Source organism: Citrobacter sp. Ce104, from assembly GCF_030334595.1.
In the GTDB taxonomy this organism is placed as follows: domain Bacteria; phylum Pseudomonadota; class Gammaproteobacteria; order Enterobacterales; family Enterobacteriaceae; genus Citrobacter; species Citrobacter europaeus.
Window position 1 is genome coordinate 876,831 of the sequence record NZ_JAOWDP010000064.1, and the last position, 10,166, is coordinate 886,996.

The following is a 10,166-nucleotide window of genomic DNA, read 5'->3' on the forward strand; positions in this document are numbered from 1 at the left end:
TATGAAGCAGGAAAGCGATCACTCTCCTTTACTATGGTCAGTCGTAATTGCCATTCTTGGGCTGGCGGCTATCGCTTTTTTTATTATTATCGGGAATGCGAAAAAACAAGAAATCAGTTTTTCCTGTTCTTCGGAATTCACGTCGATACTCGACATCCAAAATACCAAAAAGGAACTCCACGGAATAATGCTGATTACCAGCTACAACTCCGGGCACCTCTCATTGTCAGTACAAGGGAAACTCAAAAGTGATGACGGCGAGTTTGCTGTTAACCGTAAACTATTCTTTCGCTATGCCCGTCCGCTCGGCCATACCGCCGGCGTTTTTATGCTCACCCCCGACGGACGCGAAAAATCCCCGGATGATGAAGCAACGGATGCCATCGATTATCTTTTCTTCGACGCTTACGAACGTGCTGACAAGCTGTATATGCTAAAACACCTGAATGAGGAAACGGTTCTTATCGGCGATAACTTTTCACCCCGCTTCGCCTGCGTGATGAATCACTTCGCGGGTTGATCGCCTTCTGGATATGCGTCGGGTTAAGGATGACCTGATGTGTTGCCCGCCCGAAAGCACAAGCGCGGTCGATATAAGGCGTGATAATGGAATTTTTTTGCGGGCTGAAACGACGAAAGCCTGAATCATTTCTGATTCAGGCTTTCTGAATAGTGGCGGAATGGACGGGACTCGAACCCGCGACCCCCTGCGTGACAGGCAGGTATTCTAACCAACTGAACTACCACTCCGCGTTGTGTTCCGCTTGGGAACGAAGCGAATATTACGGATTGCCTCGCACCTCGTCAACGCTTTTTCTCACGTTTTTAATCGTTTGCTGCAAAAATCGCCCGAATGGCCATTTTCCTACGGTAAACGTACAAACTATGCCCGCCAGAGGCAACTTCCGCCTTTCTTCTGCACCAGGTCAAGACGTGACTCATGAGCCGCTAACTCTTCATCAGTGGCAAAAACAACGCGTAGTTTGCTGGACGGTCTGACAATGCGCTGGATCCCCGTGTCATTCTGCTGCTGGCTATCACCTTCCATTGAAAACGCCATCGTGGTCTGCCCACCGGTCATCATCAGATAAACGTCGGCCAGAATCTGGGCATCGAGCAATGCGCCGTGCAGGGTTCGTTTACTGTTGTCTATCTCATAGCGCGAGCACAACGCATCAAGGCTGTTTCGCTTGCCAGGAAACATTTTCCTCGCCAGCGCCAGGCTATCGGTTATTTTGCAGAATTCGTTCGTCTTCGGAATATCCCGCCTGAGCTTAGCGAATTCGTAATCCATAAAGCCGATATCGAACGATGCGTTATGGATGACCAGTTCCGCGCCGCGAATGTAGTCGAGAAACTCATCGGCTACATCGGCAAACGTAGGTTTATCAAGCAGGAATTCGTCTGCGATTCCGTGTACGCCAAACGCTTCCGGATCCACCAGCCGATCCGGCTTCAGATAAACGTGGAAGTTATTTCCGGTCAGGCGGCGATTGACCACTTCAACCGCACCGATCTCAATGATCTTGTGGCCTTCGTAGTGGGCGCCAATCTGGTTCATACCGGTGGTTTCGGTATCGAGGACGATCTGTCGTGTAATTCCAGTGCTCATAACGGTCATTTATGTCAGACTTATCGTTTGATTTCGATTTGCTAAAACAGGAAGTCTACCAGAGATGCTTAAACAGGTAGAAATTTTCACCGATGGTTCTTGCCTGGGAAATCCAGGGCCAGGTGGTTATGGGGCGATTTTACGTTATCGCGGGCGCGAAAAAACCTTTAGCGAAGGCTACAACCTCACCACCAATAATCGCATGGAGCTGATGGCGGCAATCGTTGCGCTGGAAGCGCTGAAAGAACAGTGTGAAGTGATACTCAGCACGGACAGCCAGTATGTGCGCCAGGGCATAACGCAGTGGATCCACAACTGGAAGAAGCGTGGCTGGAAAACAGCAGATAAAAAACCGGTGAAGAACGTCGATCTGTGGAAACGTCTTGATGCCGCATTGGGGCCGCATCAAATCAAATGGGAATGGGTTAAAGGCCATGCGGGCCATCCGGAAAACGAACGCTGCGATGAGCTTGCGCGCGCCGCAGCCATGCGTCCCTCTCAGGATGATATTGGATATCAGGCTGAGGCTTAAGCGTCCGGTTTACGGTATTGCCGGGTAGCGCCAACGGCCTGGCGGATAGGCGCTTTGCTTTTATTTTGTTTCATCGGATTGAGCGTAAGCGGAATGGTTCGCTTACGCGCAACCACCAGTTGCAAACAGCCCAGTGCAGGAATATGGGCGCTTAACATTTTCCCACCCTTCTTGTTCCAGGGCAGGACATGAAAACGGCTGTAATGCAGCACTTCAAAGTTCAGCAATGAGAGCCAGTCCAACTGGCGCATGAGGGTAAACATCCGGCTGTTATAGGGTGATGTCTTGCGCAATATGGGTACCAGCTTACGCAGTCCCATCAGGCTTAACGGGTTAAAGCCGCTCAAAATCAACCAACCGTCATCAATCAGCACGCGATCGGCTTCACGCAGTAGGCGATGCGGATCGGAACACCACGGTAGCGTATGCGCTAACAAACAGACATCTACGGACTTATCGGCAAAGGGAAGATGTAAAGGATCGGCCGTTACCTGTATGGGAGAGCCTTGCAAAGAAACATTTACCTGATGAGAAACCGCGCACGCTTCAGAATCGATTTCTGCGCTTAAATTACCAATCTTAAGCAGATGAAATCCGTACATTTTTGCAAACCACGGGTTAAGCTGATGCTCCAGCGCCTGACGATAGTGTTCGCCCCAGGGTAAATCACCCCAGCTAACGGGCGCTACGACAGTTTGAGGGATCCTTGCCGGTTTCATCACAACCTTCCGTTACGCATTGAGAGGTAATCTATGAATCTTAACAGTATTCCTGCATTTCAGGACAATTACATCTGGGTCCTGTCGAATAATGACAAACATTGTCTGATTGTGGACCCGGGTGAAGCAGCTCCCGTGCTGAAAGCCATTGCAGAACATAACTGGGTTCCCGAAGCCATTCTGCTGACCCACCATCATCAGGATCACGTGGGCGGCGTAAAAGAGCTACTGCAACATTTCCCACACATAGTGGTATACGGACCGGCTGAAACGCAAGATAAGGGAACGACGCATATAGTCGAAGATGGCGATATTGCACTCGTTTTGGGGCATGAATTTACGGTAATTGCCACTCCGGGTCACACTTTAGGACATATCTGTTACTTTAGTCAGCCTTATCTGTTTTGTGGCGACACGCTCTTTTCCGGAGGCTGCGGTCGGCTTTTTGAAGGCACCCCATCCCAAATGTATCAATCACTTAAAAAACTAAACTCACTTCCTGACGACACATTGATTTGTTGCGCACATGAATACACATTAGCAAATATGAAGTTTGCTTTAAGCATTCTGCCGCACGATTCGTTCATAAATGAATATTATCGTAAAGTTAATGAGTTACGCGTAAAAAAACAAATGACACTACCCGTAACTCTGAAAAATGAGCGACGAATTAATCTTTTTTTGAGAACAGAAGATGTTGATTTAATTGATGAAATCAACAAAGAAACAATATTGCAACAACCTGAAGAGCGTTTTGCCTGGTTAAGGTCAAAGAAAGATACGTTCTGACAATTCCGGGTTGCCTTTTGAAAACTTCGCCGTTATGATCGGTCGTCTTTTAAGCAACTATTGACACACACATGAAGGCAAAAGCGATATTACTCGCCTCTGTCCTGCTTGTTGGGTGCCAGAATACTGGTAACGTCCAACAACACGCACAGAGCCTTTCTGCAGCTGGTCAAGGGGAAGCAGGAAAGTTTACAAGTCAGGCGCGATGGATGGACGACGGAACATCTATCGCTGCTGATCAAGATTTGTGGGCTTTCATTGGTGACGAGCTAAAGATGGGAATTCCGGAAAACAACCGGATTCGCGAACAGAAACAGAAGTATTTACGCAATAAGAGCTATCTCCACGATGTAACTTTACGGGCAGAGCCGTATATGTACTGGATAGCCGGGCAGGTTAAGAAACGTAACATGCCAATGGAACTGGTACTACTACCCATAGTGGAGAGCGCTTTTGATCCTCACGCAACGTCTGGCGCCAATGCCGCAGGTATTTGGCAGATCATTCCGAGCACGGGGCGCAATTATGGTTTAAAACAGACCCGCAATTATGATGCACGTCGCGACGTTGTGGCTTCCACCACCGCCGCACTGGACATGATGCAGCGTCTGAACAAGATGTTTGATGGCGACTGGCTGCTGACCGTTGCTGCTTATAATAGCGGTGAAGGTCGTGTCATGAAGGCAATTAAAACGAACAAAGCCCGTGGAAAACCCACTGACTTCTGGTCGTTGCCATTGCCTCAGGAAACGAAGCTATACGTGCCCAAAATGCTGGCATTGAGCGATATACTCAAAAACAGCAAACGCTATGGCGTGCGTCTGCCAACAACAGACGAAAGCCGCGCGTTGGCGCGTGTTCGCCTGAGTAGCCCGGTTGAAATGGCTCAGGTTGCGGATATGGCGGGGATTTCCGTCAGCAAGCTGAAGACCTTCAATGCCGGCGTGAAAGGCTCCACGTTGGGTGCCAGCGGCCCGCAATATGTGATGGTGCCAAAGAAACATGCAGAGAAGCTGCGTGAGTCTCTGGCTTCAGGCGAAATTGCAGCCGTGCAGTCAACGCTGGTTGCGGATAACACGCCGCTGAACAGCCGTAGCTACAAAGTTCGCTCTGGCGATACGCTTTCTGGCGTCGCTTCACGTCTTGGCGTGAGCACCAATGACCTTAAGCAGTGGAATAATCTGCGCGGGTCGTCGCTGAAAGTGGGCCAGAATCTGACCGTGGGCGCAGGTACCAGCGCACAGCGTCTGGCGAACAACAGCGATAGCATCACCTATCGTGTGCGTAAAGGCGACTCGCTGTCGAGCATTGCCAAACGCCACGGGGTTAACATCAAGGATGTGATGCGCTGGAACAGCGATACGAATAATCTACAGCCTGGCGATCAGCTAACGTTGTTTGTGAAAAGCAACGACATGCCGGACTCCTGATAGCATTGTAGAAATGAAGGCACTGGTTTCCCCCCAGTGCCTTTTTTATTTATCCCGCTTTATGTGCCTCAACCATTATCGTGTCGCTGGTAAATGAGCCATCCTCCTGTAACGCAAAGTAGGCTTTCACTTGTGCAGAAGCACTTTGTTGATATACGCGAATCGCGTCGCTCAACGCTGCAGGCGTGCGCATCCGCGCCACCCACGAACTGTACTCCAGCGCCAGACGATCGGTTAACACAGTATCGGCAATCAGGTTAGCGTCGTTGATTAACGACAGCCACTCTCCACTGGAATAGTTGCGTACGTGTGAGGTATCGCGTAACGCTTCTACAGTTTGCAACCAGATATCACGCAAAGGATGGCCCGGCGACATCACATCCATCACAATCAGCACACCGCCGGGCTTCAGAATGCGGTTCACTTCCCGCAGGGCGCGACCGACATCATGCCAGTGATGCGCAGAATAACGGCTAATCACCACGTCAAATTCGTTATCTTCAAATGGCAGACTTTCGGCATATCCCTGCCGCGTGGCGATATTATCCAGACCTCTGCCTTTTGCCGCCTCAGCGACCACCTCAAGCATTTGCGAGGATAAATCATACGCCACTACCTGCTTTACGTGTTGCGCGGCCACAAAGCTGGCATGCCCCGCTCCGCATCCCATATCCAAAACGTGGGCTCGCGGAAATGCCGACAACCTTTCCCCCAGACGTTGCAAGTCACGGCCAGAGGCGTGCACCGCACTGGTTAAGTAGGCATTCGCCTGAGAGCCAAACTGTTTTTCGACATTGTCATGGTGAGAGCGTGTTGTCATTGTGTTGTCCTTCGGTTGTTGTGAAATAGGAAGGGCAACCATCACAGGCCTGCCCTACGGCAGACCTGACACACCGTTATTGTTCAGGTTTGCCGGGACTGAATTCAACGAGTAGCGGGTTGTGGTCGGAGGCGCGGGTGACCAGCACAGAGGCTTCACTCACGTTCAGACCGCGATAGAACACAAAGTCGAGAGGACGACCAAACGCGCGGCGGCGCTGATCGTCGGTAAAGCGCACCTGGCGCAGCGACATTTCACGCGCAAAGCGGTACAGCGCATTCATCCGTCGGCGGCTCCAGGCATTAAAATCACCGGCCATGATCACCGGACCGCTGTGATGAGCAATCTGATCGCCAATGGGAAGTAACTGCTTACTATAAACATCAACGCCAAGGCTAAAGTTAACCGCGTGGATATTCACCACCATTAATAACCGAGAGTCAGGCAGCGGATACACCGTTACCAGAGCCGATTTCGCCAGCCGTAAAATAGGCTCACGCTCGCGCAATGGACAACAGTAAACAGGATGGGCAGCAGAGAGCGTCATGACGCCAGAGGGATGCTGAGGCAACACAAAGGCGGGAACCTGGTCGGCAGCAAGATAGTTAGCGGTCGCAAACTGCACCAGTTCAGGCGTGGTTTGTGCTTCCTGCAATAACACCAGATGCGCGTCTTTGCCAAAATTCTTCAGCACCGACTGCCATTCTGCGCGCTGCTGTTTAAAAATATTCCATACCAGCACGCGAATGCGATCTTCACTGCTTAACGGTACGCCTGCAGGTAATGCCTGGCCAATATGCGCAAACGACCCCGGCGGTAAAATCCGCTCGGCGGGTTGTCCGGCAACATAACGCATGGCATAGGTGTTTTTTCGCACTTTAGACTTTCAAACCTCTGTAACGTCAACCAGTCCGCAGCCGGACTGGTTCTTCTGTTATAGGGATTTTAGCACTCACTTTCAACGAACAATTGCAGTTTGTTTTGTAAGTGGGCGCTTACATCAGTGATTTACCCCAGAGCAACGCGCGTGGGCTTATCAAGACGACCACTGAGCCCCATCAGCAGGAAAGCCACCAGAACAATGAGTGCACCAATCCACGGTGTCTGCGCCAAACCATAATGCTCGACCGTTTGTCCGCCAATCACTGAACCCAGTGCAATACCGATGTTAAACGCCGCAATGTTCAGCCCTGAGGCCACATCAACAGCATTAGGCGTAAATTGTTCCGCTTTCTGTACCACGTAGACCTGTAGCCCCGGTACGTTACCAAAGGCAAAGATCCCCATAACCAGAATGGTAGCCAGCGCGGCGTACTGCGTGGAGGCTGTCACCTGGAAGACCATCAGCAGAACAAACAGCGCGGCGAAAATGAATTTCAACGCCGGAACCGCACCATGCTTATCCGCCAACTTACCGCCCCAGATATTGCCGATAGCGACTGATACACCGTAACCCAGTAAGATCCAGCTTACTGCTGCCGGGGAGAATCCCGCCAGATCCTGCATCATCGGTGCCAGAAAGGTAAATGCAGTAAACACGCCGCCGTAGCCCAGCGCCGTAACGGCGTAAATCAGCAACAGACGAGGATGAGTCAGCACCTTCACCTGGTCGCGAATGCTGGCGGCAGCCCGACCGGGAATGTTAGCCGGGATCAGTAGCTGGCTACTAATCAGCGCAATCACGCCTAACATTGATACTGCCAGGAAAGTCTCACGCCAGCCAAAGTGCTGACCGATAAACGTACCCAGCGGTACGCCGGTTACCAGCGCCACCGTTAAGCCGCCGAACATAATGGCGATGGCGGAAGCCGCTTTCTCTTTTGGCACCAGACTTGTCGCGATAGTAGAGCCAATCGAGAAGAATACGCCGTGTGCCAGCCCAGTCAGCAGACGAGCGACAATGAGTGTCATATACCCGGGTGCCTGCCATGCCAGCAAATTCCCCGCCGTAAAAAGAACCATCAGCGCAACCAGCAACTGTTTGCGTGGCAGGCTGCCAGTCAGAGCGGTCAGTACCGGTGCACCAATCGCCACACCCAGCGCATAGATTGAAACCAGCATCCCGGCGGAAGGTAACGAGATCGCCAGTTGTTGAGCGATGGTCGGCACCAGGCCCACAATCACAAACTCAGTCGTGCCTATAGCGAAGGCACTTATTGTTAGTGCAAATAAAGCGAGAGGCATAAATAACTCCGTAACATCAGTAATCAGATGACACGCAGTATGCCGGGATGCTTTAATAACAAAAATATTCAAAATCTCAATATAATTTTGCGTCAGGTGCAAAAATGAAGGCAACCTCAGAAGAACTTGCGATTTTTGTGGCCGTTGTGGAAAGCGGCAGCTTCAGTCGGGCGGCAGAACAGCTCGGTCAGGCTAATTCCGCGGTCAGTCGGGCGGTAAAAAAGCTGGAGATGAAGCTGGGCGTAAGTCTGCTTAATCGCACGACCCGACAACTGAGCCTCACTGAAGAAGGAGAGCGTTACTTCAGGCGTGTGCAGCAGATACTGCAAGAAATGGCAGCAGCAGAAACAGAAATCATGGAGTCACGCAATACCCCGCGCGGTCTGCTGCGTATTGATGCGGCAACGCCGGTAATGCTGCATTTCCTGATGCCGTTGATCAAACCGTTCCGTGAGCGGTATCCCGAGATGACATTGTCTCTTGTCTCCTCAGAAACGTTCATCAATCTTATTGAACGAAAAGTGGATGTCGCGATACGAGCAGGTACGCTGACTGACTCGAGTCTGCGTGCACGTCCGTTATTTACCAGCTATCGTAAGATTATCGCTTCACCGGACTATATTGCCCGTTTTGGCAAGCCAGAGACCGTAGAACAGTTAAAACAGCATCTGTGTCTGGGATTTTCTGAACCCGTTTCACTCAATACCTGGCCGATTGCCTGTAGTGACGGACAGCTCCATGAGGTCGAGTGTGGGATTTCTTCCAACAGTGGGGAAACGTTAAAACAGCTTTGTCTGAGTGGTAACGGTATCGCATGTCTTTCAGATTATATGATTGATAAAGAGATCGCGCAGGGAGAACTGGTGGAACTGCTGGCGGATAAGCGTCTGCCAGTAGAAATGCCTTTCAGCGCCGTTTACTACAGCGATCGTGCGGTCAGTACACGTATTAGGGCATTTATAGATTTTTTAAGTGAATATATAAGAACAGCTCCCGAAGGAGCTGTGAAAGAGGGTTAAAGAGTACAAAGGATTGGGCAATTAATCCCAGGCAGGAGCGAGGCCTTCCGGGCTAACCAGGCGATCGTTGCAATCCAGTGCCGCGATCGCTTTTTTATCTTCGGCATCCAGGTGCAAATCCTGCGCCAGCAGGTTGCTTGCCAGATTTTCACGCCTGGTAGAAGAAGGGATAACGGAGTAACCTTCATCCATTGCCCATGCCAGAATAACCTGCGCCGGGGTTGCGTTATGTTTAGCGGCAATGCGCGCAATCACTTCATCTTTCAGTGCTTTACCGTAAGCCAGCGTCATGTAAGAGGTGATGTGGATACCGTGCGCCTTCGCCCAGTCGACCACATTACGGCTCTGCAGATACGGAGACAGCTCAATCTGGTTGGTCGCGATATTGTCTGCGCCTACTGCGGCAATGGCTTTTTCCATCAACGGAATGGTGAAGTTTGAGATACCAATTTCACGAGTCAACCCCTGGTGTTTGGCTTCAAGCAGCGCCTGCATGAACTCCTCAACAGATACCGCATCGCCTGGAGATGGCCAGTGGATCAGCGTCAAATCGACATAATCTGTACGCAGTTTCTTCAGGCTTTCTTTCAGGCTTGGGATCAATTTGTCTTGGCTAAGATTTTCAATCCAGATCTTGGTGGTGATATGCAGCTCGTTACGCGGTACACCGCTTTCGGCAATCGCCTGACCAACAGCCGCTTCATTATCATAGATTTGCGCAGTGTCGACAGCACGGTAGCCCAGCTCAAGCGCCGTTTTAACAGAAGCGATAACTACGTCGTCTTTCAGGCGGAAAGTACCTAAACCGAATGCAGGGATAGTCATAGAATTCCTCTTTTTAATCACTATGTTCGTTAACTAAGAGGATTATGACCATCAGTTCTTTATAGAAAAAGAGTGATAAATGCAGAGGATTTTTGCGGATTCAGCAATAATTAGATGCAGGCAAAGAAAAAGCCCTGAGCTAATGCTCAGGGCTCTTAATAAGTGGCGGAACGGACGGGACTCGAACCCGCGACCCCCTGCGTGACAGGCAGGTATTCTAACCAACTGAACTACCG

General features: G+C 50.7%; 11 protein-coding genes and 1 tRNA gene. 5 read left to right on the plus strand and 7 right to left on the minus strand.

Translation table 11 applies throughout. From position 1 onward, the window contains the following. Window position 1 precedes the first annotated feature (1 nt). Window positions 2-520 (plus strand): FidL-like protein, encoded by a 519-nt coding sequence (locus tag OGW16_RS14695; RefSeq protein WP_043015226.1) that lies wholly within the window; start codon window positions 2-4, stop codon window positions 518-520. Window positions 521-673: 153 nt separating this feature from the next. On the opposite strand, the gene OGW16_RS14700 is transcribed toward OGW16_RS14695, so the two are convergent. Next, window positions 674-750, minus strand: a tRNA-Asp gene (locus OGW16_RS14700). Window positions 751-883: 133 nt separating this feature from the next. Further along, window positions 884-1,612, minus strand: coding sequence for a DNA polymerase III subunit epsilon (dnaQ, locus tag OGW16_RS14705; RefSeq protein WP_087051711.1), 729 nt, complete (start codon window positions 1,610-1,612; stop codon window positions 884-886). Between the two features lie 64 nt (window positions 1,613-1,676). On the opposite strand from dnaQ, the gene rnhA reads away from it, so the two are divergent. Next, a complete protein-coding gene (rnhA, locus tag OGW16_RS14710) occupies window positions 1,677-2,144 on the plus strand; it encodes a ribonuclease HI (RefSeq protein ID WP_043015224.1) in 468 nt (155 codons plus the stop codon). Here rnhA and OGW16_RS14715 read toward each other — a convergent pair. After that, the gene (locus OGW16_RS14715) at window positions 2,141-2,863 is read right to left on the minus strand and encodes a class I SAM-dependent methyltransferase (protein WP_043015223.1); all 723 of its coding nucleotides are present in this window, start codon (window positions 2,861-2,863) and stop codon (window positions 2,141-2,143) included. The two genes, rnhA and OGW16_RS14715, sit on opposite strands and share 4 nt — an antisense overlap. A 33-nt stretch (window positions 2,864-2,896) precedes the next feature. On the opposite strand from OGW16_RS14715, the gene gloB reads away from it, so the two are divergent. Next, window positions 2,897-3,652 (plus strand): hydroxyacylglutathione hydrolase, encoded by a 756-nt coding sequence (gene gloB, locus OGW16_RS14720; protein ID WP_286518567.1) that lies wholly within the window; start codon window positions 2,897-2,899, stop codon window positions 3,650-3,652. A 71-nt stretch (window positions 3,653-3,723) separates the two neighbouring features. Continuing rightward, window positions 3,724-5,082, plus strand: coding sequence for a murein transglycosylase D (gene mltD / locus OGW16_RS14725; protein WP_200007656.1), 1,359 nt, complete (start codon window positions 3,724-3,726; stop codon window positions 5,080-5,082). Window positions 5,083-5,131: 49 nt separating this feature from the next. Here the strand turns inward: mltD and OGW16_RS14730 are convergent, their stop codons facing one another. From OGW16_RS14730 to OGW16_RS14740, 3 genes are all read right to left on the minus strand, one after another. Then, window positions 5,132-5,902, minus strand: a complete 771-nt coding sequence (locus OGW16_RS14730) for a class I SAM-dependent methyltransferase (protein WP_200007658.1) — start codon at window positions 5,900-5,902, stop codon at window positions 5,132-5,134. Window positions 5,903-5,978: 76 nt separating this feature from the next. Further along, window positions 5,979-6,779 carry an endonuclease/exonuclease/phosphatase family protein gene (locus OGW16_RS14735; protein ID WP_008783770.1) on the minus strand — a complete coding sequence of 267 codons (801 nt, stop codon included), beginning with the start codon at window positions 6,777-6,779 and terminating at the stop codon, window positions 5,979-5,981. A 131-nt stretch (window positions 6,780-6,910) separates the two neighbouring features. Further along, window positions 6,911-8,086 (minus strand): MFS transporter, encoded by a 1,176-nt coding sequence (locus OGW16_RS14740; protein ID WP_043017844.1) that lies wholly within the window; start codon window positions 8,084-8,086, stop codon window positions 6,911-6,913. Between the two features lie 104 nt (window positions 8,087-8,190). On the opposite strand from OGW16_RS14740, the gene yafC reads away from it, so the two are divergent. Then, a complete protein-coding gene (gene yafC / locus OGW16_RS14745) occupies window positions 8,191-9,105 on the plus strand; it encodes a DNA-binding transcriptional regulator YafC (RefSeq protein ID WP_043015219.1) in 915 nt (304 codons plus the stop codon). A 21-nt stretch (window positions 9,106-9,126) separates the two neighbouring features. Here the strand turns inward: yafC and dkgB are convergent, their stop codons facing one another. Next, a complete protein-coding gene (gene dkgB, locus OGW16_RS14750; RefSeq protein WP_286518568.1) occupies window positions 9,127-9,930 on the minus strand; it encodes a 2,5-didehydrogluconate reductase DkgB in 804 nt (267 codons plus the stop codon). Window positions 9,931-10,166: the final 236 nt, after the last annotated feature.

Coding starts and splice junctions, on each gene's coding strand:
- OGW16_RS14695 (WP_043015226.1), top strand. CDS start 2: ATGAAGCAGGAAAGCGATCACTCTCCTTTACTATGGTCAGTCGTAATT.
- dnaQ (WP_087051711.1), bottom strand. CDS start 1,612: ATGAGCACTGGAATTACACGACAGATCGTCCTCGATACCGAAACCACC.
- rnhA (WP_043015224.1), top strand. CDS start 1,677: ATGCTTAAACAGGTAGAAATTTTCACCGATGGTTCTTGCCTGGGAAAT.
- OGW16_RS14715 (WP_043015223.1), bottom strand. CDS start 2,863: ATGAAACCGGCAAGGATCCCTCAAACTGTCGTAGCGCCCGTTAGCTGG.
- gloB (WP_286518567.1), top strand. CDS start 2,897: ATGAATCTTAACAGTATTCCTGCATTTCAGGACAATTACATCTGGGTC.
- mltD (WP_200007656.1), top strand. CDS start 3,724: ATGAAGGCAAAAGCGATATTACTCGCCTCTGTCCTGCTTGTTGGGTGC.
- OGW16_RS14730 (WP_200007658.1), bottom strand. CDS start 5,902: ATGACAACACGCTCTCACCATGACAATGTCGAAAAACAGTTTGGCTCT.
- OGW16_RS14740 (WP_043017844.1), bottom strand. CDS start 8,086: ATGCCTCTCGCTTTATTTGCACTAACAATAAGTGCCTTCGCTATAGGC.
- yafC (WP_043015219.1), top strand. CDS start 8,191: ATGAAGGCAACCTCAGAAGAACTTGCGATTTTTGTGGCCGTTGTGGAA.
- dkgB (WP_286518568.1), bottom strand. CDS start 9,930: ATGACTATCCCTGCATTCGGTTTAGGTACTTTCCGCCTGAAAGACGAC.